20 protein-coding genes and 1 riboswitch are annotated in these 23,685 nt (G+C 44.7%); of the genes, 7 read left to right on the top strand and 13 right to left on the bottom strand.

The annotated features are described in order from the left end of the window. Positions 1 to 4: 4 nt before the first annotated feature. From GXP75_RS09255 to GXP75_RS09245, 3 genes are read right to left on the bottom strand one after another with little or no spacing between them, the layout of a single operon-like run. Complete coding sequence (locus GXP75_RS09255) at positions 5 to 814, bottom strand: ABC transporter ATP-binding protein (RefSeq protein ID WP_242556654.1); 810 nt, start codon at positions 812 to 814, stop codon at positions 5 to 7. A gap of 18 nt (positions 815 to 832) precedes the next feature. Continuing rightward, complete coding sequence (locus GXP75_RS09250; protein ID WP_242556653.1) at positions 833 to 1,843, bottom strand: FecCD family ABC transporter permease; 1,011 nt, start codon at positions 1,841 to 1,843, stop codon at positions 833 to 835. Beyond that, positions 1,843 to 2,877 carry a FecCD family ABC transporter permease gene (locus tag GXP75_RS09245; protein ID WP_242556762.1) on the bottom strand — a complete coding sequence of 345 codons (1,035 nt, stop codon included), beginning with the start codon at positions 2,875 to 2,877 and terminating at the stop codon, positions 1,843 to 1,845. The genes GXP75_RS09250 and GXP75_RS09245 overlap by 1 nt, the downstream gene beginning before the upstream one ends. A gap of 240 nt (positions 2,878 to 3,117) precedes the next feature. Between GXP75_RS09245 and GXP75_RS09240 the strand changes: the two genes are divergently transcribed. Next, positions 3,118 to 4,068 carry an iron-hydroxamate ABC transporter substrate-binding protein gene (locus GXP75_RS09240; RefSeq protein WP_242556652.1) on the top strand — a complete coding sequence of 317 codons (951 nt, stop codon included), beginning with the start codon at positions 3,118 to 3,120 and terminating at the stop codon, positions 4,066 to 4,068. A 135-nt stretch (positions 4,069 to 4,203) separates the two neighbouring features. Here GXP75_RS09240 and GXP75_RS09235 read toward each other — a convergent pair whose 3' ends face one another. The 3 genes from GXP75_RS09235 to GXP75_RS09225 all read right to left on the bottom strand — a co-directional run bounded on the left by GXP75_RS09235 (position 4,204) and on the right by GXP75_RS09225 (position 6,660). Further along, complete coding sequence (locus tag GXP75_RS09235) at positions 4,204 to 5,607, bottom strand: amino acid permease (RefSeq protein WP_061570673.1); 1,404 nt, start codon at positions 5,605 to 5,607, stop codon at positions 4,204 to 4,206. A gap of 107 nt (positions 5,608 to 5,714) precedes the next feature. Continuing rightward, positions 5,715 to 5,894, bottom strand: a riboswitch (Lysine riboswitch). Between the two features lie 115 nt (positions 5,895 to 6,009). Further along, the gene (sspJ, locus tag GXP75_RS09230; RefSeq protein WP_003326945.1) at positions 6,010 to 6,150 is read right to left on the bottom strand and encodes a small acid-soluble spore protein SspJ; all 141 of its coding nucleotides are present in this window, start codon (positions 6,148 to 6,150) and stop codon (positions 6,010 to 6,012) included. Positions 6,151 to 6,228: 78 nt separating this feature from the next. Beyond that, on the bottom strand, positions 6,229 to 6,660 hold the full coding sequence (locus tag GXP75_RS09225) for a MarR family winged helix-turn-helix transcriptional regulator (protein ID WP_214916597.1): 432 nt from the start codon (positions 6,658 to 6,660) through the stop codon (positions 6,229 to 6,231). 176 nt (positions 6,661 to 6,836) lie between these two features. Between GXP75_RS09225 and GXP75_RS09220 the strand changes: the two genes are divergently transcribed. Together GXP75_RS09220 and GXP75_RS09215 are read left to right on the top strand one after the other, a co-directional pair. Next, complete coding sequence (locus GXP75_RS09220) at positions 6,837 to 7,364, top strand: metal-dependent hydrolase (protein ID WP_061570675.1); 528 nt, start codon at positions 6,837 to 6,839, stop codon at positions 7,362 to 7,364. A 47-nt stretch (positions 7,365 to 7,411) separates the two neighbouring features. Beyond that, positions 7,412 to 9,268 carry an LTA synthase family protein gene (locus GXP75_RS09215; RefSeq protein WP_214916595.1) on the top strand — a complete coding sequence of 619 codons (1,857 nt, stop codon included), beginning with the start codon at positions 7,412 to 7,414 and terminating at the stop codon, positions 9,266 to 9,268. A 32-nt stretch (positions 9,269 to 9,300) separates the two neighbouring features. Here the strand turns inward: GXP75_RS09215 and GXP75_RS09210 are convergent, their stop codons facing one another. Further along, positions 9,301 to 10,227, bottom strand: coding sequence for a substrate-binding domain-containing protein (locus tag GXP75_RS09210; RefSeq protein WP_214916593.1), 927 nt, complete (start codon positions 10,225 to 10,227; stop codon positions 9,301 to 9,303). A 119-nt stretch (positions 10,228 to 10,346) separates the two neighbouring features. On the opposite strand from GXP75_RS09210, the gene modA reads away from it, so the two are divergent. From modA to GXP75_RS09195, 3 genes are all read left to right on the top strand, one after another. Continuing rightward, positions 10,347 to 11,138: a molybdate ABC transporter substrate-binding protein gene (gene modA, locus GXP75_RS09205; RefSeq protein WP_214916591.1), complete on the top strand. Its 792-nt coding sequence runs from the start codon at positions 10,347 to 10,349 to the stop codon at positions 11,136 to 11,138. After that, the gene (gene modB, locus GXP75_RS09200) at positions 11,110 to 11,802 is read left to right on the top strand and encodes a molybdate ABC transporter permease subunit (RefSeq protein ID WP_242556651.1); all 693 of its coding nucleotides are present in this window, start codon (positions 11,110 to 11,112) and stop codon (positions 11,800 to 11,802) included. Before modA ends, modB begins: the two co-directional genes overlap by 29 nt. A gap of 113 nt (positions 11,803 to 11,915) precedes the next feature. Continuing rightward, positions 11,916 to 12,341, top strand: a complete 426-nt coding sequence (locus GXP75_RS09195) for a VOC family protein (protein WP_214916587.1) — start codon at positions 11,916 to 11,918, stop codon at positions 12,339 to 12,341. 58 nt (positions 12,342 to 12,399) lie between these two features. Here the strand turns inward: GXP75_RS09195 and GXP75_RS09190 are convergent, their stop codons facing one another. After that, complete coding sequence (locus GXP75_RS09190) at positions 12,400 to 13,230, bottom strand: aldo/keto reductase (protein ID WP_003326936.1); 831 nt, start codon at positions 13,228 to 13,230, stop codon at positions 12,400 to 12,402. 372 nt (positions 13,231 to 13,602) lie between these two features. Here GXP75_RS09190 and GXP75_RS09185 point away from each other — a divergent pair, with 372 nt between their 5' ends. After that, positions 13,603 to 14,088, top strand: a complete 486-nt coding sequence (locus tag GXP75_RS09185; RefSeq protein WP_242556650.1) for a stress protein — start codon at positions 13,603 to 13,605, stop codon at positions 14,086 to 14,088. Between the two features lie 65 nt (positions 14,089 to 14,153). Here GXP75_RS09185 and GXP75_RS09180 read toward each other — a convergent pair whose 3' ends face one another. The 5 genes from GXP75_RS09180 to GXP75_RS09160 form a co-directional block, all read right to left on the bottom strand. Then, on the bottom strand, positions 14,154 to 16,169 hold the full coding sequence (locus GXP75_RS09180; RefSeq protein ID WP_242556649.1) for a Na+/H+ antiporter: 2,016 nt from the start codon (positions 16,167 to 16,169) through the stop codon (positions 14,154 to 14,156). Between the two features lie 328 nt (positions 16,170 to 16,497). After that, positions 16,498 to 18,219 (bottom strand): assimilatory sulfite reductase (NADPH) hemoprotein subunit, encoded by a 1,722-nt coding sequence (gene cysI / locus GXP75_RS09175; RefSeq protein ID WP_242556648.1) that lies wholly within the window; start codon positions 18,217 to 18,219, stop codon positions 16,498 to 16,500. 27 nt (positions 18,220 to 18,246) lie between these two features. After that, a complete protein-coding gene (locus GXP75_RS09170; RefSeq protein ID WP_242556647.1) occupies positions 18,247 to 20,064 on the bottom strand; it encodes an assimilatory sulfite reductase (NADPH) flavoprotein subunit in 1,818 nt (605 codons plus the stop codon). A gap of 325 nt (positions 20,065 to 20,389) precedes the next feature. After that, positions 20,390 to 22,711, bottom strand: coding sequence for an RNA polymerase recycling motor HelD (helD, locus tag GXP75_RS09165; RefSeq protein ID WP_242556646.1), 2,322 nt, complete (start codon positions 22,709 to 22,711; stop codon positions 20,390 to 20,392). A 191-nt stretch (positions 22,712 to 22,902) separates the two neighbouring features. Then, entirely contained in the window at positions 22,903 to 23,511 is a 609-nt protein-coding gene (locus tag GXP75_RS09160) for a trimeric intracellular cation channel family protein (protein ID WP_010789927.1), read from the bottom strand. Positions 23,512 to 23,685 lie beyond the last annotated feature (174 nt).

Below are 23,685 nucleotides of genomic sequence, written 5' to 3'. Positions count from 1 at the left end.
TTCTTTATACATGTTCAATCACTTTATCATGTTGGATCAAATCATACGTCAAACAAATCGGCTTGTTTGTGCGCGGGTCATTCACAATTTCCGCGTTTATCTGAAACACCTGCTTCAAAACGTTCGGGGTCATAACCTCTTCTGCCGTCCCTTCCTTTATGACCTTTCCTTTTTTAAGAGCAATCATATAGTGGGAAAAGCGCGCGGCATGGTTGAGATCATGAATGACCATTAAGATCGTCCGGCCCTGCTGCTTGTTCAGCTTTTCAAGAAGCTGCAAGATCTCCAGCTGATGGGCGAGATCCAAATATGTCGTAGGTTCGTCAAGCAAAAGCAGTTCGGTTCCTTGGGCAAGCGCCATGGCGATCCACACGCGCTGGCGCTGCCCGCCTGACAGAGCTTCAATCGGCCGCTCATGATATTCAGCCATTCCCGTCTCCTCAAGCGCCTGCTTGATAATGCGGCGGTCTTCGGCTTGTAATCGCCCAAATCCTGATTGGTGCGGAAATCTTCCGTATGAAACCAATTCATATACGGTTAAACCGCTCGGCGCTTCCGGTGTCTGCGGAAGAATCGCCATATCCTTCGCTATATCCTTTGTCGACATCTGATGTATGCCGTTCCCGTTTAAATAAACAGCACCTGTTTTCGAACGCAGGATTCTCGACATCGTTTTTAATATGGTTGACTTGCCGCAGCCGTTCGGGCCGATTAAGGTGGTAATTTTCCCTTTAGGAATTGATATATTCAAATCTTCTACAATCAGCCGGTCGCCATAACCGATTCCGAGCTGTTCTGTTGATAGTGAATCCATCTCTTAGTATCCCCTCCTCTAATTCGTTTTCATCAGCAAATAAATAAAATACGGAGCGCCTAAAATAGAAATAACAAGCCCGACCGGAATTTCCGAAGGAGCTAATACATTTCTCGCCAATGTGTCAGCGAAAAGAAACAGCAATGCGCCGATAAGTGCGGAGACCGGGATGAGTGTCTGATGGCGCGGGCCGGTAAGCCGTCTGGCCACATGCGGCGCAATCAATCCGAGAAATGCAATGCCGCCGGCAGCCGCAACACATGAACCTGCAAGCGCCACCGCCGCCACAAGCAGGATGCGCCTTTCCTTTTCCACCGCTGTTCCCAGACCTGTCGCCAATTGATCGCCTAAATGTAAAATGTTCAAGTACCGGGCTTTATATAAAGTAAAGGGTAAGAGAATGAATATCCATGGCAAGACAGCCCAAATCATTTTCCAATTCGCCCCCCAAATAGAGCCGGAAATCCAAATGGTTGCCTGCATGAAATCTTGCGGGTCCATTTTAAGCTGAAAAATAAGCAGAATCGCATTAAAACCCGCATTCACTCCAATTCCGACTAAAATCAGGCGAATCGGAGTCACGCCTTTCTTCCATGCCAAAGCGTAGATGAGAAAAGCGGCGAGAAGTGAACCGGCCAGCGCACTGAACGGTAAAATCAGCGTGCCTAAAAAGCTTAAATCTGCCGTTGACCCTTGAAAAAAATAAATAAAGAGAACGACAGCAAGCGCGGCGCCCGCATTAATGCCAAGAATCCCGGGTTCCGCCAAATCATTTTGGGACACACTTTGCAAAATGGCTCCAGACACCGCTATCCCGGCGCCGACAAGCAAGGAAAGAATAATCCTTGGCAGTCTGAATTCAAACAGCACGAGCCCGTCACGGGCAGTGCCTTGTCCCAAAAATACTTTCAGCGTTTCCAGAGGGGCTATCCTGATTACACCCAGATTCAGACTGATAAAAAAGATCACTAATATAAGAATGAACGTAACCGCCATGACAATGAACGGCTTTTTCGTTTTGTTTTCCATTACAGCCCTCTCCTTTCACGTCGTGCCAAATAAAAGAAAAAGGGAACTCCGATGAGCGCTGTCAGCGCCCCGACCGGCGTTTCAAAAGGAGCATTTACAAGTCTCGCGGCAATATCTCCATACACTAGCAAAATTGCCCCCAGGACAGCCGAGCAGGGAATGATCCATCGATAATCAACACCGACCAAAAACCGTGTGACATGGGGAATGATAAGTCCGATAAACGCGATGGTCCCGGAAATAGAAACAGCCGCCCCCGTCAAGAGTACGACGACAAGCATTCCAATCAGCTTCACCGCTGAAGTATATTGTCCAAGCCCTTTCGCAAGATCCTCACCGAGGCTTAATACCGTGACGGAACGGGCAATGATTAAGGCGAACGTCAGCCCGACAGCCCCCGCAATGAGCAGCAGATGAACACCCTGCCATTTAACTCCCGCTACCCCTCCTGCATACCAAAAACTTAAATCCTGAGCCACATCAAAGCGAATCGCAAGCGCTGTTGAAATACCAGTGAAAAAATAGGTGACAGCCGTACCGGCGAGCGCAAGCTTTACCGGCGTCAGCCCGCCCTTGGAAAACATGCCTATGCCAAATACAGTGGAAGCCCCCAAACCGGCTCCCGCAAAGGACCAAATGATGAGCCCCATCGCTGAAAGACCGGGAAAAAAGGCGAACGCGATTGAAACCGCAAAGGCAGAACCTGATGTAACGCCCATGATTGAAGGCTCCGCTAAGGGGTTTCTTGTCATCCCCTGCATAATGGCGCCGGATACAGCCAAAAAAGCGCCAACCAGCGCGGCCGCAGCCGTCCTTGGCAGCCTTAGTTCCTGTATGATTTGATGAGACGTGTTGTCAGGCTGAAAATGACAGACCGCGTCCCACACTGTCCCCAGGTGTATATTTGCTGCGCCGACTGATATTGATAAAGCGGCGCCGAACAATAAAAGAAGGATTCCCGCTATTAATAGAAGGAACGCCCCAAACGGCCGGGACTTCCATTCGATTTCTTCTGAGGAATCATGCGTGCTCATAGTCTGTTTATTTTTTATTACACCCAACGTCCGTTCTTCCTTTCTTATTCATGATAATGAGAATTATTATCAATAGCTGTATCAGTATATCATTTTTTTCTTCAGAGGTAATAGAGTCTTTTCTATATTGTAAATAATGAATTTCAAAAAAATCGTGCTTATCGGCAAAAGCGGTGGTATAATCACGTTGATAATGATTCTCTTTATCATTCAATAAACGTACGAAAGAAGGAATACGTTATGACCTATACATGCAAAAAAATCGGAGCTGCGTTTTTTGCTCTGTTTCTTATTGCGGCTTTGGCAGCCTGCGGAAATGCATCAGACAGTAAAGGCTCCTCATCTTCCAGCTCTAAAAAGGAAGAAACTATTACATACAAAGCAGAAAACGGAAATATTAAGATTCCGAAACATCCAAAAAGGGTTGTCGTAATGGCGGACGGCTATTATGGCTATTTCAAAACACTTGGCATTAATGTGGTCGGAGCTCCTGAAAATGTCTTCAAAAACCCGTATTACAAAGGGAAAACCGACGGTGTAACAAACATTGGCGACGGAACCTCAGTTGAAAAAGTCGTCGATTTAGATCCTGACTTGATTATCGTATGGACTACACAAGGCGCCGACATCGAAAAGCTTGAAAAAATCGCGCCGACTGTCGCGCTCAAATATGATTCACTAGACAATAAAGAACGGCTGAAAGACTTCGCCAAGATGACCGGCACTGAAGATAAGGCGGATAAGTGGCTCGCGAAATGGGATAAAAAAGTTGCAGTGGCAAAAACAAAGGTACAAAAAGCAGTTGGCGATAAAACCGTCTCCATTATGCAAACGAATGGAAAAGCGATCTATGTATTCGGTGATAAATTCGGCCGAGGCGGCAGCATTGTTTACGATGAGCTTGGGCTGAACGCCACAAAGCTGACAAAAGAAAAAGCGATTGATGAAGGCCCCGGCTATACCAGTATTTCTTTAGAAAAAATACCTGACTTTGCAGGAGATTATCTTTTTATGGGCCCATGGCAATCAGGCGGGGATGACGGCGGCGTGTTTGACAGCGCGCTTTGGAAGAACCTTGACGCCGTCAAAAAAGATCATGTCTACAAAATTGATCCGATCGGTTTTTATTTTTCTGATCCGATTTCATTAGAAGGACAGTTGGCATTTATTACAGATAGCTTAACGAAATAACACAGCAGGGCCGCGGTTCACGCGGCCCTTTTCTATTGAATGGAGCGAAACATTTTTGATTACATTAACAAGAGAGATCATTTTTTAATCATCAAAAAGACGCCTGACACGAATGTCAGGCGTCTTTTATTATACTTATTTTTCCTGCTTGAATTTCTTAGAAACAAACGGATAAATCACCAGACCGACAAAGAATAGTCCGATTCCGAGAATAAATGTTGTTAAATCCGCTGTTCCGGTCACAATAACAAACAGGGAATACACGCAAGCAAGAAGCGCAATAACTCCGTCTCTCACTCTGGAGCCCTTCAGCTCATTATACGTTTCGCCTTTCCATACGAGCTTAAAGCTGTAGATCGCCGAGACAAGGTAAGGAATTAAGTACGCCAAAGTGGCCGCTGTTGTTAAAAAGGTAAATGCGTCGCTGATCGTCCGTGATATGACGGAAAAAATAAAGACCTGTGACATGACATTTGTGATAATCAAAGCATTTACCGGGCTTCCCTTTTTATTTGTTTTAGCAAAAAACGCCGGGAAGTCTCCTGCTTTTGCCGCTTGGTACGGCACCTCTGAGCCGAGCAAAATCCAGCCGAGCATCGTACCGAACAAGCAAAGTATCGCAAGCAGCGCCATAATGACGCTTCCCGCGTTTCCGACGATCGCGTAAAGCACATCGACAAACGGTTTTTCTGACCCGACGAGCTTCTCATGCGGAAGCACACCCATCGTAATCATCGTCACAATAATATAAATGCCCAGTGCAATAAGCAATCCGGTAATCGTCGCCCGCTTTACATCCCGCTGTGAGGATGCGCGGCCTGACAGAATGACGGCAGATTCAATGCCGACAAAGGCCCATAGAGTAGAAATGGCCGCGTTATGAACCTGGCCGCCAAGACCGATGCTTGTGCCGTTTTCACCTTGAATCGGAAAATAAAAGTGACCAAACAAAGCCGTTTGAAACACGAATAATCCTGCAACAATAAAAAAGACAAATCCTAAAACTTTTGAAAACGTCGTGATAAAATTCAGTTTGCTTGCTCCGTTTATGCTTGATACAAGAATCGCATGTGTTCCCCAAAGAAGTACCGTGCACACGCCGAACGTCAAAATCTGCCCAAGGGTAACCTCCTGGCTGCCCAGCGCAAACAGCACGCGTTTATCCACTAAAATCGGGAAGAACGATGTTAAATAACCGGCAAGGCTGGTAATGATCGCCACGTTGCTGATCCAGCTTGCCACCCAGTAACCCCACACCATTGTGAATCCGGCGGCATTGCCTTTCTTTCGGTCCTGAAACAGCGCTCTCGCATAGCTTTGCGGCCCTGCTTTCAGCTCAGGCTTGCGAATCGATAAGTGTCCGAAGACGAGAGCGATCATAAGGACGCCGGCTCCCGTTAACAGCCACGCTGATACTGCACCGAGCGGACTCGCAATTTCCGCGAGCGTGCTTGGCAAAGAAAAAATGCCTGATCCGACCATATTTCCAACGACAAACGCCGTTAATAACCAAAAACCCCATTTTTTTGTCTGTTCCATTCCAGTACCTCCAACATTCTTGTAAATACGGACAGAACCCGAGATCATTTTAAAATATAAAAAAAGCCTGAACAAAAGTCCATGCTTAAAGAAACACACACCCTTGATCTCCGGATAGCCCTCCGCGAAAAAGCACGCGGCAGTCCTGCACTTATTCAGATACAGTCCCAGCATGAAGAAGGATCGGCTTTCTTCACACTTCGGCGCTGATGCCTTTTACACATGTTTAACAGCTCCTGTCAGCCTGGCATGTGTGACTTATCATCCGCGCAACCTCTACCTCACTGAGAAAGAGTGAGGATTTATTTATTCATTTACTCAAGAAGGTTATCAGAGAAAGAAAGATCTGTCAAAGGGAACAGATGGAAAAAGCGGATAGAGCCAAGCCCTATCCGCTTTTTGTTATCGGTTGTTTTTCTTTTTTTGTACCGCTTCTTGAAGCGGATCATCTTTAAGGGCAGAACCGGCATCGTCAAGCGCGCCTTGGATGACGTTTTTTTCTTTGTCGTCACGTTTGCCTTTATCTTTATTAAAGAAAGCCAAAAGTATCACCTCTTTAAGAAAAATGGGTACACTTTTAATGTGGCTTTTTTCTTAAATAATATACAAATTGTCTTGCATTTACAGCATCGTCTGTTCCTTCATTCTGTTGAAAAACACAAGGAACTGTTCCAATTCTTCAGCTGAAAAGTCCTTAAACAATTGACTGTATGTCACTTGAAATTGGTCATTTAATTTTTGATAAATCTCCATCCCTTTATCAGTCAAAGATAAACGGACAACACGGCGGTCCCCTTGATCCCGTTCCCGTTTGATATACTGCCCTTCGATTAAACGGTTTATCGCTATCGTTGCCGCCCCTGAAGTTAAATCAAGCCGCTTTCGCAGTTCAGAAACGGTCGATGCTTCCCCTTTATCGAGCAGACTTAACATATACATTTGAGTGGGCGTAATCGTCCGCTCTGTCTGAAACAGTTTTTTTCTTACTGCCCGATTCACTTCAAATTGTGTATGAATGATGTCTTTCATAATGCCTTGTTTACCTTTATCCATGTCTTAGCACCTTTGTTGTGTCGTATCTTTACCATAAAGCAATTATAGGGTGATTTTTTCCATTGAAGCAAATGATATGCTTTTATCGTGACAAAGTTCTGTTGCTCAAACAGGCATTCTCTTGATATATTTGTAATTCAGAGATTTTGGCAAAAGATAAAAAGGAGAAGCGAGAAATGACAGGGAAAACACACATCATGGGAGGCATCGCTTCTTGTACGGCTATTGCTTATTATTACGGTTATGATCCTGTTCTTATGGCAGCGTCCGGAGCATTTGGGGCATTGGTGCCGGATATATGCCATACAAGAAGTAAAATCGGGAGAAAATTTCCTTTATTATCAAAGATCATCAGCTCAGTATTCGGGCACCGCACGTTTACACACAGCCTGCTGTTTATGCTGATTATGTTTTTTATCATCACTACATATATTCCGAACCAAAATATCCAGGCCGGGTTAATGGTCGGAATGGCGAGCCACTTACTGCTTGATGCGTGGACGGTTAACGGCATTAAGCTGTTGTTTCCGTCAACCATCCGCATTCGGCTTCCCTTTTATATGAGAACAGGCAGCTTTTCAGAGCAGCTTGTATTAGCGGGCTTGACGATTATTTCATGCTATTACTTCTATGAGCTGTTCCACGGGCACATGGGAGCCGCTTTTTCATTGCCCGGCGCAGCTTTTTTTAGTAGCTTTACATAAGGGACACTTATTTTTGTGCCAATGCTTGTACGTGAGGAGCCATACATATGAACGGAACCTTTTTTAAAAATCAGTGGTTTTTATGTTTATCCGTCTTGTTTATGTGGATAAAAACCTATTTGATTTATAAGCTTGGCTTTGATTTGCAGATTGACTCCTTTTTGCAGGAGATCATTTTGCTGATGAACCCGCTCAGCTTTATAATCCCATTGTTTGGGATCGGCTTGCTGCTGAAAGGGAACAAACAGCGGCTCTTTTTGCTCATTGCCAATTTGGTCCTAACAATTATTTTAATATCAAATACCATCTTTTATGGGTTTTATATTGATTTCATAACCATACCGGTTCTTTTCCAAGCCAGCAATATGGGAGATATGGGCAGCAGTGTAAAAGAGCTGTTCAATCCATTGTTTATCGCCCTGCTCTTGGATTTGGCGGTGCTGGCGTGGCTTGCAAGAACCCATAAAGGGCCAGCCGAAAAAACCGCGTCCGGGACGATCAAAAAGTATTACGCGGTTTCGGCCGGAATGATTCTGTTCAATCTGGCTCTTGCAGAAGCCGAACAGCCGAAGCTATTGACCCATTCCTTTGACAGGGAAGTGCTTGTGAAAAGCATCGGGCTGTTTCAATTTCATGTGTATGACACGATTTCACAGACGGTAAATGTCAGCGCGAAAGCATTTGCTGATGAAGACAGCCTGTCAACGATTGAAAATTACACGAAAGCAGATTACAGCAAACCTGACAAAAACAAATTCGGGCTGGCGAAAGGCCGCAATGTCATTTTTGTGACGCTCGAATCAACACAAAGCTTTGTTTTACATGAAAAAGTAAATGGAAAAGAGATTACCCCTTTCCTCAATAACCTGGTCGAGAAAAGCTACAACTTTGATCATTTTTACCAGCAAACAGAGCAGGGCAAGACGTCCGATTCTGAATTTATTGTCGGCAACTCATTGTACCCTTCTTTAAGCGGAGCAGTTTTTTTCACGAAAAGCGATAATACGTTCCAAACCATGTACAAATCATTAAAACAGCACCATTATTATACTTCCGTCTTTCACGCTAACCATAAGAGATTTTGGAACAGAGATGTGATGTACAAATCATTTGGAATTGACCGTTTTTTTGACGTGGATGAATTTACAGTCGCACCTGAAACATCAACCAATTGGGGATTGAAGGACAAGGAGTTTTTAGAGCAATCCGCAAGTAAATTAAAAAACCTGCCTCAGCCTTATTACAGCAATTTCATTACATTAACTAATCATTTTCCGTTTGAAATTGATGATAAGGACAAACTGATTGACGAGTATGATTCAAGCAGCGACTTGTTAAACCGTTATGTGACGACAGTCCGTTATGAGGATGAAGCGTTAAAGCATTTTATCAGCAAGCTGAAAAAAGAAGGTCAGTATGAAAATTCAATGATCGTGTTTATGGGTGACCACTACGGAATTTCTGAAGCACATAACAAGGCGCTTGGCGAGTTTTTAGGAAAAGATGAGATCACACCGTACGACACGGTACAGCTGCAGCGTGTTCCTTTCATTATTCATATTCCCGGCGTGACGGATCAACAGCCTGAAACCGTCTCTGATGTGGGGGGACAGATTGATGTCAGACCGACGCTTCTGCACCTCCTTGGCATTGAAACCAAAGGAGACATTCAGTTCGGAAACGATCTATTTTCAAAAGACCGAACACCATTCGCCGTGTTAAGAAACGGCAGCTTTATCACAAATGATTATATTTATACCAAAAACACGTGCTACCGCCAGAAAACCGGAGAACCAGCTGAAGACCAAAACGAATGTAAGTCCTTTGGCGAAAAAGCAAATCAAGAGCTGTCGCTTTCTGATAAAATTTTAAACGGCGACCTGCTGCGGTTTTATGAGCAATAAGAAAAATCCCTCTTTTGACAAAGGGGGATTTTTTAGGTTTCATATACCATTCTGCCGCTCATTTTCGTATCATATCCGTTTAGTTGTGAAAGATGAGATTTATATTCTTTTGAACTCAGGATGTCTGTTACAGTGTCGAGCAGCTTTTGATTTTTTTTCAGGATGACGATGTCGTACTGTTCCTCGATAAGCGGTATAAAGTCGGCGTTCCCCATATGGGCTGCGTGCTGTGCGCCTACGCCCGCATCCGCCTGCCCCCTTGAGACTTGAGAGGCAGCCGAAAAATGATCAGTCACAATATCGTTGTATCCCTTTACGCCAGACGGCTTTATACCAAGCACGCCAAGCTGTTCATCAAGCAGCACTCTTGCGCCTGAGCCCTTTTCCCTGTTGACGATCCGGATATCGGTTCTTTTCAGGTCTTCCCAGCCTTGAATGTTTTGCGGATTTCCCTTTTGAACATATAATCCTGCCTGGCGAATGACGGCATTAATCAAGCAGAATGGTTCGCCAGACAGAATGCGTTTCACATAAGGAATATTGTATTGCCCGGTTTCCGCATCGTATAAATGCAAGCTGACAATATCACACTGTCCCCGATACATTTCGATGAGGCTGTTTAAGCTCCCGCTGTATTTACGAAGCGGCGTTTCTTTAATGGCCTTCTCCAATTGTTTGCTGAGCAAATCCATGGACACATCCTGGCCGCTGATAATGACCGTTTCTTTCTCGCCCGATTGCAGTGTATCTGACGTTTTTGGTTCTTCATGACGGGGCGCCTGTTGCGGCATCCTCATTTTTGCTTTATACAGCTTCAAATCTTCTTCATCAACCCGCATTTGCCTTCCAACCCGATAAGCGGGAATCATGCCTTTTTTTATCAGATCATATACGGTAAGCTTTGAAACCTTCAGCAGGCCCGCGACTTCTTCGATTGTATAGGAAGAGACTTCGCTCATCGTTATCACACTCCACTGTTATTATACCTTTTTACATGTTTGAAAAAAACCACATAAGAAGACCTCAATACGTTATAATTAATGATAATTAGATATATATAATGATAAGGAGTGCAGTTATGAGAAGAAAGAACTTGATCTTAACAGCAACAGCCATGACCGTCTGTTTACTTGCCGCAGGGTGTTCATCCAATCAAACGTCAAAGGATGCCGACAAAGACGTCACCTTGACCATTTCAGCGGCTGCCAGTGCTCAGGATGCGTTAGAGGAAATCCAAAACAATTATGAAAAGACACACTCAAACATTACCATTCAAGACAATTACGGCTCTTCAGGGGCCTTGCAAAAACAAATTTCCCAAGGCGCGGAAGCCGACTTATTCTTCTCGGCGGCTGAGGATAAATTTCAAAAGCTTGTAGACGACGGTGATATCGCCAAAAAGGACAGCACGGACCTAGTCGGGAACGAAATCGTTCTTGTTGTGCCCAAAAACGGCGATTCTCCTGTGAAGCATTTCGATGATCTCACAAAGTCAGAAACAGAAAAAATCGCCCTTGGAACACCTGAGTCCGTTCCCGCCGGAGCCTACGCGAAGGAGTCACTGACAAAGCTGTCATTATGGGATAAAGTAAAAGACAAAATCGTATACGGAAAAGATGTGCGGCAAGTGCTCTCCTATGTGGAGACCGGAAATGTCGACGCGGGCATTGTCTATAAAACAGATGCGCTCGTCTCCAAAAAAGCGGAGATTGCCGATGAAGCAGATGCCGACACTCACAGCCCGATTGTCTATCCGCTGGGCATTGTAAAAGATACAAAGCATCGGAAAGAAGCAAAGGAATTTTACGAATATCTGCAAACGGATGAAGCGATGAAAGTGTTTGAGAAATATGGATTTACTGCCCAATAACATCACGGCTTCCGAGTTTTTCACGCCTGTTCTTCTGTCGTTTCAAGTCGCCGCGGCGGCAGGGATCGCCGTTATCATTCTTGGCACACTGGCAGGCGCATGGATGGCAAGGGCGCGTTTTTTCGGCAAAACCGTCGTCGAAACAATCTTTATGCTGCCGCTTGTACTTCCGCCAACAGTCGTCGGTTTTATTTTGATTGTGATCTTCGGAAAACACAGCATAGCAGGACAAGCGATAGAATGGATGTTTGACCGTCCCGTTATTTTCACATGGTGGGCCGCAGTCATCGCTTCGGCAATTGTCGCCTTTCCGCTTATGTACCAATCAGCGAAAACAGGCTTTGCTGACATCGACCCTGACATTCAAGGCGCCGCAAAAATAGACGGAGCCGGCAGGTGGCAGGTCTTCATGTACATTTCTGTTCCGCTCGCATTTAAATCACTGCTGTCCGGTAGCATTCTCAGTCTGGCCCGGGCACTTGGTGAATTCGGCGCCACGCTGATGTTTGCCGGAAACATTCCCGGTGTCACCCAAACTCTGCCGACTGCGATTTACGTAGCCATGGATTCAGGCAGCAACTCTCTCGCCTGGGCTTGGGTCATCTGCATTATCGTCATTTCTTTCATTATGTTATTTTTGATTCAATTAAAAAAATCAGCTTAAATTGTCACAAAGACCAGGGCCGTAACATTGCTCCGGTCTTTTTCTGTTTTTGCTTGACCCTCCCGTTACGTGATCATTTATCTTATATGTAACTTCAAAAAAGGGGTGTAATCATGACAGAATTTTATCCAATGCCTTTGTTTGTCAAATTGTCAGTAAGTGATATAGAACGTTCGCTTAGCTGGTATAAAGCTGTGCTTCACTTTGAATCGGTTTTTGAATTGACGGGTAAGGACGGGAAAAAGGTGATGGCACATATTCGCGGCAAAAAGTATCAAGACATCTTATTGGAATCTGCACAAATGAATACAGACATCAATGGAAAGGGAGTTAAATTAAACGTGACGACAGATGATGTCGGTTCTTTTTTTGATAAAGCAAAAAGCGCAGAGGCTAAAATTATAGAAGGCCCTATTGACCGCCCATGGAACGCTCGCGAGCTTGTGTTACAAGACCCTGACGGATATCTCATCACACTTTCCATGCAAATCGATAAGAATAAAACGATGGATGAAATAACAGAACAAATCAACAATTAACTATCAAGTTTGAATTGAACTAAAAAATCCCCTGCCTGCCGGCGGGGATTTTTGCTGCTTAGAAAAGAAGCTCGTCCGGATTCGGTCCGACACGTTCATCTTTATTCAGCGCATTGATCTTTTCAATATCTTCTTGAGATAGTTCAAAATCAAAGATATCTGCATTTTCTATAATGCGGTGTTCCTTAATTGATTTTGGAATTGTAATGACGTCTTGTTGTAAATCCCAGCGTAAAATAACTTGGGCAACGGACTTATTATGTTTCTCAGCAATTTGTTTCAGCACTTCATTGTCTAACAGCTGGCCCTGCATAAGCGGAGACCACGCTTCAACCTGAATGCCTTGCTTTTTGCAATACTCTCTTAGTTCAACCTGTGTAAGACACGGGTGGAATTCAACCTGGTTTACCATCGGTTTGATTTCCGCATCTTTAAGCAGTTCTTCCAAATGATGAACTTGGAAGTTGCTTACGCCGATCGCGCGGACCTTGCCGTCTTTGTACAGCTTTTCCAGGGCGCGCCAAGTATCTTTATATTTATCCTTGCCAGGCCAATGGATCAAATATAAATCCAAATAATCAAGTTCTAACCTTTCAAGGCTTTTTTCAAAAGCAGCAAGTGTCGTTTCATACCCTTGATCTTCGTTCCACACTTTAGATGTGATGAACAGCTCGTCTCTGGCAACGCCGGATTCTTTAATGCCCGCTCCGACACCTTCTTCGTTTTTGTAAATAGCAGCCGTATCAATACTGCGGTATCCGTTTTTGATTGCCGCTTTTACGGACTCCGTCGCTTCACTTCCGTTTTCCACTTTGAAAACACCAAGACCAAATCGCGGCATTTCCACTCCATTATGCAACTTTACAGTATCCTTTAAACTTGCAACCACTTTGAACAACCACCTTTTCTCTCGAATTCTAATTATCCCCTTTATTATCTCATATTCTTACCAACGGAAACCAATAATAAGCTTTGCTGCTTTGGGCTGCCTAAAAAATAGATTTTTTCCCTTGAATGAAGCAAAACGGTTAACCTTCTTCTGATGCAATAGCACTACGGAGAAAACAGCCACTTTTGCTTTCGTTCAAAAAAATGGCGTACCCCCTCCTTTTTTCATAATATAAACGTACATTTTCTAGTAAAAGGTTATTAGGCCAGCAATAAATCTACCAATATTTTCTCATTTTTATAGAAATATGAATATAAAACAGCATAAGGGGTAAATGCAAACTGTACCCAAAACTTTTAAAGGAGGAAACACATGAAACGTTCTCGTATCCCTATGACCCTTATGCTTGGTGCCGTTTTATCACTCGCTCCTATTTCTTTTGCTTCTGCTGAGGAACCCCCCGCGCCTAAGGCTTCACAACAATCGACGGCCGGTACAACGGCTGCCGAAGTCGGTTTAAATGTTAATGTTGATGTATTAGGAATCGCCAACCAAATTGCTGACTCCATTAAATCAGCTCAGAACCGGGACGGATTTGTGAAAAACTTAATGGAATCCTCTTTCTATGCATCAGGCCAAAAGTATAATGTCATGGTGTTTAATCTAAGCCAAGAATATGAGGATCACTTTAATGGCGTCAAATTTTACGGATCAGCTGTTTATGACGGCATTACTTACGGAATCTGGGTATTTGAAGACGGAAGCTTCACTAACAAAGGGGACGGCGGCTGGATTAACTGGGCCTTCCGAGGCTGGTTTGACCGAAATGACAATACTGTCGAATTCCATCGCCCTTAACATACACAAAAAAAGCTGGCGGATAAGACCGATGATTCTTAACCGCCAGCTTTTTTGTGTAAAAATTAATCTCCGCCCTCCAGCATCGCAGCTTCCACATCATTAATATACTGACGGAGCTGATGGGTGATATCGCGGGAAATTTCCCGTTCCTCAAAAAGTGTTTGGATTTCATTTCGTATGGCCTGCACAGCCTTCAATTTCACTTCAAGCTTTTGATTTTCGAAATGGGAATTCGATTTCTGCTCATGATGGCCCTGTTCCAATCTGAAAATCAAGTGATTGTAAAACGCGATCACAGAGTACGTCACTTCTTTATTTTCATCTGTCGTATGTTTTTTCAGGTTTTCTATTGCTGCTTTAGCTGTTTTCACTCTGGTTGACCGGATCAAGCCCTCTTCATTCAGAATCGACATTTCCGGTTTTTTAAGCTGTCCGAAAAAGATCCAATACAAAAGGCGTTTCAGCTTTGTTTTTGATAAACCAACCTTAAACGGATTGGCATAAAGCATTTCTAATTCATTGAATCTTTCCTGAAGGCTGTTCGCCGTTTCTTCAGGGATCTCTCCGCGGTCAAGCAGCCGCATCAATTCTGCTTGTTCAGCCTTCACTCCGTGAGCGCGGAGTTTGCGTTCATATTTTTTCACACGGCTTTTGGTCGTGTATTGCTGAAAACGAAGATTTTTCATTTTCTCATTGTATTCGGCAATGACCGCTAAGGACGCTGTTTTGTTTGTATCGTTCAGGTCTTCTTTTATCGTATGAATGGCTGTTTTAATCAGCTTGCGTCTCGCTGTCATCAGCTTTTCATTCTCCTCTTTCACGTTCTCCTCTTCTTTATCAGACAGCATAGGCAGCACGATACTGGCAATGACAAGTGTGCACAAAATGACGCCGGCCGCTAAAAAGATAATTAAGTTTCGCTCAGGAAACGACGTACCGTCCGCCAGAAAGTAAGGAATCGAAAACGAACCCGCAAGCGTAACCGCTCCCCGTACGCCTGAAATAGAGATTAATAACGTTGAACGAAGGCCCGGTTTATAAATATTTTGGTCTTTATTAAAGAACCACTTGCCGTTCCAGAAGAACAGCACCCAAAGAAACCTGAGAAGCATCAATGTAAAGGTGATGACAAGAATATAACCGATCACCATCATATTATTAAATGCCGTATCGTTAAAGATAACAGATATAACATCAGGAATCTGCGTTCCAAGGATAACAAAGACCAGACCGTTTAAAATAAATAGAATAATACTCCATGTACTTGATGATACAATTTGCAGTTTCACCATTGAAGATTCCAGACGGTCTTGTTCCACCGCATGGGTAATTCCGCCTGCCACAACTGCTAAAATGCCGGAAACACCGATTTCTTCAGCTGCCAGATAAATGACAAAGGGAGTCAAGATCTGAATCAGCATATGCATGGTGACGTCCTGCATCCCGAGACGGCGAAGGAAAAGCCGAAAGCGTATGATCAAAAAGGAGATGATCACACCGCTCAATAAACCACCGGCAGCGATGAGCACAAAGCTGAAGGCAGCTTCCGCTAATGAAAAAGTTCCCGTAACGGCTGCCGCAATCGCAAATTTAAAGGCGACAAGTCCCGATGCATCATTCATCAGCCCTTCTCCTTCAAGCAGGCGGAGAATTCCTTTTGGCATCTTCACTCTGCTTGATAAAGCACTTACCGCCACCACATCTGTAGGCGACAGAATGGCCGCAAGCCCAAATGCGGCAGGAAGCGGAATGCTCGGAATCATCCAATTAATCGTATACCCTCCGACAATTACGGTAGCGAACACGAGGCCGAGAGCCAGAAGTAAGATCGGCGCTCTTAAATTCCAAAGCTCCGCCCGCGGCGTTCTCTTTCCGTCGTTGAATAACAGCGGTGCGATAAACAGGACAAAAAATAATTCGGGATTCAAATCAAAATGGAGCCCCCGCGGATATGCAGCTGCTAAGATTCCAAGCGCCACCTGAATTAACGGCACCGGAATAAAAGGGATAAACCGATTCACGATATTTGAGATCGCAATAATGGTTAGTAGAACAAGGACAACTAAAAATATTTCCAAATGCACGACCTCCTCAATCTCTGCATGTTTAAAACATTCATTACAAATGATGGTTTTCCTGTGTCTTGATGTGCTTTGCAGGAGAAGATGAAGGCTTTGTTTTTCATCATAATTCCATACGATATGAGTTTCGTCCACACTAGTCTCTCTATATATGTTACCCTTTTTTGCAGAAAATTTCTCATATTATGCTTACTGGGAACTTTTTTGCCTTAGTAAAAAAATCCTTTTTTCGACTGCCTTTACCCATTCCTTATTAGAATGGCCTGATTCTGCCTTTTAAATGATAAAAAAAGAGACAGGCATGCCATCCTGTCTCTGATACACTTTATTCATGATGAAAATTCGTTCCGTCTGTCGTTGCTTTGATGACACCGGCGCGGATGACAAAGTCACCAAAGTGCTCCCCTTCATTCCGTTCTTTCGCGTAGCGGGAAAGAAGCACATTCAGTTCGCTTAAAATCTCTTCTTCACCGATATTTTCGCGGTACATTTTGCTTAGGCGGCTGCCGTCAAAGGCCGCACCCAGATACATGTTGTATTTGCCCGGCGCTTTCCCGATAAACCCGATTTCGCCGAGTGCATGGCGCGCACATCCGTTCGGGCACCCTGTCATACGAATCGTGATTTCTTCATCACGAAGGCCGTTTTCATTCACAATGTCTTCTATTTTATCAATAAGAACCGGTAAATATCTTTCCGCTTCCGCCATCGCCAGTCCGCATGTCGGCAGTGCGACACACGCCATGGAGCTGCGGCGTAATGCTGAATGCTGCGTTCCGTCTGTCAGCCCGTACTTTTCAATCAGGTTGCTGATGGCATCCTTATTCTGGCTTGTGACATTTGAAATAATCAAGTTTTGATTTGATGTCAGCCGGAATTCGCCGGTATGGACTTTTGCAATTTCACGTAATCCCGTCATGAGTTTGTAATCGTCATAATCGGTAATACGGCCGCCTTCAACAAAGAGCGTAAAATGCCACTTGCCTTCTACACCTTTTACCCAGCCGTAGCGGTCGCCGTTATGGTCGAAATGAAAAGCCTTTGCTTCCGCCAAGCTCCAGCCGAGCCGGTTTTCCAGCTCCGCTTTGACCGTTTCCACTCCTAGACGGTCAACTGTATACTTAAATCTCGCGTTTTTTCGGATGGAACGGTTTCCGTAATCACGCTGAATCGTAATCACTTTCTCCGCTACATCATACATTTGCTCAGGTTTACAGAATCCGATGACTTTAGCCAGCTGCGGATATGTCGCTTGGTCACCATGCGTCATCCCCATGCCCCCGCCGATTGCCACGTTAAAACCGACAAGCTTGCCCTCCTCCACAATCGCAATGAAGCCGAGGTCTTGTGAGAAAACATCAACATCATTGGATGGAGGAACAGCGATACCGATTTTAAATTTCCGCGGCAAGTAAAGAGGACCGTACATCGGCTCGACTTCTTCGGTTTCCGGAGTCCCGGCCACTCTTTCCTCATCCAGCCAAATCTCATGATATGCCCTAGTACGCGGCAAAAGATCATCACTCAGCTTTTTGGACCATTCATACACTTCTGTATGGATCTCAGACTGATATGGATTTGAAGCGCACATGACGTTACGGTTCACGTCACCGCAAGCCGCAATCGTATCTAACAAAGCCTCATTAATCTCTTGAATTGTTTTTTTCATGTTCCATTTTAAAATGCCGTGCATTTGAAATGTCTCACGTGTTGTAAGCTTTAAGGTATTATTGCCGTATTTCTGGGACAAGTCGTCCATGACAAGCCATTGAGCCGGCGTCGAAACACCGCCCGGCATACGGACGCGCAGCATGAACTGATACGCCGGTTCAAGCTTTTGCTTTTGTCGTTCATTGCGGAGATCCCGGTCATCCTGCAAATAGCTACCGTGGTGCTTCATCAAGCGGTTGTCGTCATCTGGGATTCCGGCGCTGATCCGGTCGAGCATCACTTCTTTGAGTGTGCCGCGCAAATAGTCGCTTTTTTCTTTAATGTCCTCAACATCACTCGGAGAGCCTTCCGGTGCTTTTAAAATGTTGTTCACCATGTTGAAAAAACTCCTTTCAAACCAAAATCAGTATACGTCACGCTGGTAACGTTTTTGCTGCTGCATATCCGCTAAGTATTCTTCCGCTTTTTCGCGGCTCATGCCGCCTTCTTTTTCGATAATATCAATCAGAGCCTGATGCACGTCATGCGCCATGTGCTTCTCATCTCCGCAAATGTAAACAGCCGCTCCTTCTTGAATCCACGCGAACATTTCTTTGCTGTGTTCAAGCATGCGGTGCTGCACATATACTTTTTCGTCCGTATCACGCGAGAACGCAACATCCATTTTCGTCAGCACGCCGTCCTTCAGCCACTTTTGCCATTCCGTCTGGTAAAGGAAATCCGTCACGAAATGCTGATCGCCGAAAAACACCCATGATTTCCCTTCCGCTCCCGCTTCTTCGCGCTCTTGCATAAAGGAACGGAACGGCGCAATGCCTGTCCCCGGGCCAACCATAATGATCGGTGTTTCAGGGTTATCCGGCAGTTTAAAATTCTGGTTATGCTGAATGTAGACCGGCAATGTATCTCCCGGCTGAAGACGTTCCGCGCACAAAATCGAGCAAACGCCTTTTCTTTCACGGCCGTGTGCATCATACCGGACAGCGCCGATTGTCAGATGCACTTCATCCGGATTCGCTGATAAGCTGCTCGCAATTGAATAAAGGCGGGCCGGCATTTTCCGGAGAATTGCGATAAATTCTTGCGCAGATACGCCCCATGGACCGAAATCGCGGACCAGATCAAGCACATCGCGGCCTTCAAGATACGCCTTTGCTTTTTCTTCATTGCCCGGCGATAACAGTTCACGCAAATCCTCGTTCACAGAAAGCTGCGCCGCCTGCTGAAGAAGCGGTTTGGTTAAAACGGTAATTTCAAAGTGAGAAATAAGCGCTTCTTTGAGCGGACGAACGTCTCCTTGTTTATTGACCGTCACCACTTCTTCCGGGCCCCAGTTCATTTCCTCCAAAAGCATATCGACAAGAGCCGGATCATTTTCCGGATAAACGCCGAGGCTGTCCCCCGGTTCATATGTGAGGCCTGATCCTTCAAGCGACAGCTCAATATGTCGTGTTTCTTTATTTGAACCGCGTCCGTTCAAATTGATATTCTCGAGCACTTCTGCTCTGAACGGATTTGTTCGGGTATATGCCGACTCACCTGATTGAGGCGCCGCTGCCGGAGTTGGCTCAGCCATACCGCTTTGCGCTTCGCTCAAGCCGCCAAGGACCTCTTCAACCCATTCTGCCGCAGGCTCATCATAGTCAAGATCGCAGTCAACCCGCGGAGAAAGCCGTGTGCCGCCGAGCTCTTCCAAACGGGCATCAAACTCTTTTCCTGTTTGGCAGAAAAACTCATAGGAGCTGTCTCCAAGCGCCAAAACAGAAAAACGGAGATCATCAATCTTCGGCGCCCGTCTGCCATGAAGAAACTCATGGAATGACAATGCATTATCCGGCGGGTCGCCCTCTCCATGTGTACTCACCACAATAAGAAGATTTTTTATTTTCTTTAAATTGTTCGGCTTAAAATCGCTCATGGACGAAACATTTACTTGATAGCCGCGGCCTTCAAGCGTCTTGCCCGTATTTTCCGCAAGCCCCTGCGCGTTGCCCGTCTGTGATCCGTAAAGAATGGTCACCTCTTTTGAAATCGTCTGCGCCGTATCCCCGGCAGGAAGCGCCGCCGGCGCTTCCGCTGTTCCTTGGACAGAACCAGACTGGGCTGCGGCAAGATAACCGCTCAGCCAGATTTTTTGAGATTCGGTCAAGGTCGGCAGAAGGCGGTTAAGGAGCTCTGCCTGCTCCTGATTAAACGGACTGTTCATTACCTGAAGTTGCAACGATATCCACCTCACAAAGAATATAAACTCATCGTACGTCATTTTTTTAAATAGTTGGTCTTTTTAAAAAAAGCTTCTTATTGAACTTTACCGGAATATAAGAATTAAGTAAAATAGATAAACATGATGATAACGATTAAGATTACTAATGATAACTAGAAATAATTGTACTTGCTTTTGTTCCTTTTTGAATGGATTGTTTTCAGTACACTTCTCCAATAAGCCGGCTTGAAATCTATTAAAAGACTCAGAATATCCTCACAAAAAAAGAGAAGGTTTCCCTTCTCTCTCGGCATTATATTACTGTAATGTTCCCGTCACTCTTTTATTTGCTCTCATACAAATGAGATGGAACAGCCTCCAAAAACGGACTTGCTTCACCTAGATAAAATATTGTTACAGCATGCATAGCGCGCGTGCAAGCAGTATATAACAGCCTGCGGTCGTACTCGGTTTTGTATTGTTCGCCTGATGCATTATAGACAATCACCGCGTCAAATTCGATTCCTTTTGCCAAATAAACCGGAATCAAACAGACTCCCCTTTGGAACGTTTGATTTTCTTTATCGATCAGCCGGATGTCCGTATACTTGCTGATCTCATTGTGCGCCTGTCTGCATTCCTGAACAGTTTTGCATATAACCGCGATGGTTTCGTGCCCATTTTTCTTGAAGTGCTGTATCGTGTCTTTGATCTGCGCGTGCAGTTCTGCCCGTCCTTCCGTCTTTTGTAGGAGGGGTTTTTCTCCATTCCGGTTAAAAGGTTCAATTTCCGCCCCGTCGACGAGCAGCCCTTTTGTAAATTCAACGATCTGCCTTGTTGATCTATAGGTTCTCATTAAACGGATATATTCTGCGGCATTTTCTTCAAAACAGGCATCCATACACTGAGCGCCATTCATCGCATGCGCGTAGATGGACTGATTGATGTCGCCAAGAATGGTCATTCTTGCGGCGGGAAACAAGCTTCGCAAATACGCAAGCTGAAATGCTGAATAATCTTGAGCTTCGTCGATAAACAGGTGTTTGATCTGTGTGTTTTGCTTCCTGCCTTCAATACTATCCTGCATATATAGAAAAGGCGCCGCATCTTCATAATGCAGCAAGTGCTGCGCAAAACTCGCACGAGTCAGATTTCCAATCGCTTCCCACTGCTCAGTTGCGTTATTATCGCCCCAATCAGCAAACATCTGGAGATACAATTGTTTTACATCAATAAAAGCAAGCTGTTTGATCGCATGTTTAATCGGTTTGAACGCCTTCTTTACGATCATGGCCGCCAGCAGCTGCTGCTCTCTTTGATGATCGTTAAAGGTATGCTCGCTGAATTGCTCACGGGTTTGAAGCTTTTTATAGGCTTCTAAAAACTCTTCCTTGTCGAGAAGCTCGATGTCTTGATTAACCCATTCTTTACGCCGTTCCTTCTTTTCCATTTTGCCGATTTCCAACAGCAGCCATTCCGCGGTCAGCTCCATACGGTTCGGGATGGAAATGCTTTGTGCCAGCGAATAAAAATAGGTTTGTATTTGCTCTTTTGTGATCAGCTTTTCTTCCCGGAAAACAACATTTTTGAATAAAATCCCTTCGGAAGAAAGCCAGTTGACATAACGGTCAATCAATCCTTGAAAAGCCAAGGCCGACTTAAACTGAATACCGGCCAGTCTTGTGGCAGCGGTTTTCTCTTCTGTTTCTGACAGACAATATTCCAACTGCTCAAAAGGGCTTTCACATTGAAACTTCCTCCCAAGCCGATGCTCGATATACTCCTGAAACGTTGTCTGCTCCATGTTATCTTCTCCAAGCTCAGGCAGCACGGCGGACACATAGCTGTTAAACAAAAAGTTTGGGGAAAACAGCACAATTTGCCGGGCATCAATCACCCCGCGCCACCGATAGAGCAAATAGGCAACTCGCTGAAGCGCCGCGGATGTTTTTCCGCTTCCCGCAGCTCCCTGAACGATTAAATATTTGCTTGTTTCATTACGGATAATCTGATTTTGCTCTTTTTGAATTGTAGACACGATGTTTTTCATTTGGGTGTTCGAATGGCTGCTTAACACTTCTTGCAGCATCTCATCCCCGATTGTCATATCTGTGTTAAACATTGCCTTAAGCGTGCCGTTTTTAATCATAAACTGGCGCTTCAGCACAATCTCTCCTTCTATCGTTTCACCCGGCACCTCGTACTCAGCTTTTCCTGGGGAATAATTATAGTAGAGACTTGAAATCGGCGCCCTCCAATCGTAGACGAGAAAGCGTTCCTCATTCTCATCCATACATGAGGTCAAGCCAATGTATACTTGTTCCGGTTTCTGATCTCCTTGTTCAATAAAATCAACCCGCCCGAAATAAGGAGATGCCCTTAATTTTTTTATATTTTGAATCTGCCGATATATGTGCCGATGGCTCCGTTCCCTTTCAGACAGAATTTCAGCCTGCTGCTTGATGCTGGAAAACGTTTCGGCAGCTTCATGAGCGTCATCCATGTTAACCGTGACGTCCTCCCAAAAGTTTTTTCTGATGCCGATAATATCATGCTTTAACCCGCCGGCTGATGTTTCGAGCTTCTTCTGTTTTTTGTCCAGCTCTGTCAGTACAGCTTCGACTCTCGACTGCTCCTGTTCCCATTCCTTTTTCTCTTTTTCCATGAACGGCACCTCCGGAAAGTATTTGACAAGCGAAGACAAAATACTGTATAATTAAATTGGATATAAATTTAATATATACAAAAAAATACTAAATACAGTTCATCTTAACATATTTGCCCACCTGAGTTCAAGGTTTGGGTTATTTATAATGAAAAAAACCGATTCCTATTGGATATCGGTTTTTTTGTATATTAGTTATTCACATAAAAGGAACGGTTTGGCAGCTTCCATTTAAACATATATGAACAGACGCGGCATGCCACGAGCATAATGAACAGCACGTATAGCCCGACCGAGTTTCCCATCCAGCCGAGACCGACAATTAAACCGCCCAGCGCCGCCCAAACGGCATAAATTTCTGCTTTCAGCACCATCGGCTTTCTTCCGGCAAGTAAATCGCGAACAATTCCGCCCCCGCTTCCCGTCAGTACAGCCGCGACAATGACCGCACTAAGCGGATGCCCCATTTTAACGGCATACAGCGCTCCCTGAATCGTGAAGGCAGCGAGGCCGATCGCATCCGATAAATTTCCCCATTTGTTCCAATGCTTCAACAACAGTTTCGGAAACAAGAAAACAATCGTAATCGACGCTAAAGCGATTTGAAAGAATGCGCCCTGCTCCCATAAAGCCGAAACGGGCACTCCAATCAGCACATTGCGAATCGCGCCCCCTCCGAACGCTGTGACAATTCCCAATATATAAACTCCTAAAATATCATACTCTTCTTCCATCGCAACAATCGCGCCGCTGACCGCAAACGCAATGATACCAATTACACTGAGCAGTTCCCAAGCCATTCCTCTGACTCCCTTTATATTTATGAAATTTTCTGACGACCTCTAGATTTTATAATCGCTTCGCTCTAAAATCAACCTCATTTACACAGAAAAAAAGATAAATTTAGAAAGATCAGATAATAATGCTGAAGCAGCCGGGACCATAGCTTATTTTTCGGCATCATTCCATTTTAT

Source organism: Bacillus sp. HU-1818 (assembly GCF_022695965.1).
Taxonomy (GTDB): domain Bacteria; phylum Bacillota; class Bacilli; order Bacillales; family Bacillaceae; genus Bacillus; species Bacillus atrophaeus.
Note: the sequence above shows the minus strand (reverse complement) of the source record. Positions and strands in the feature narration are given on the sequence as shown.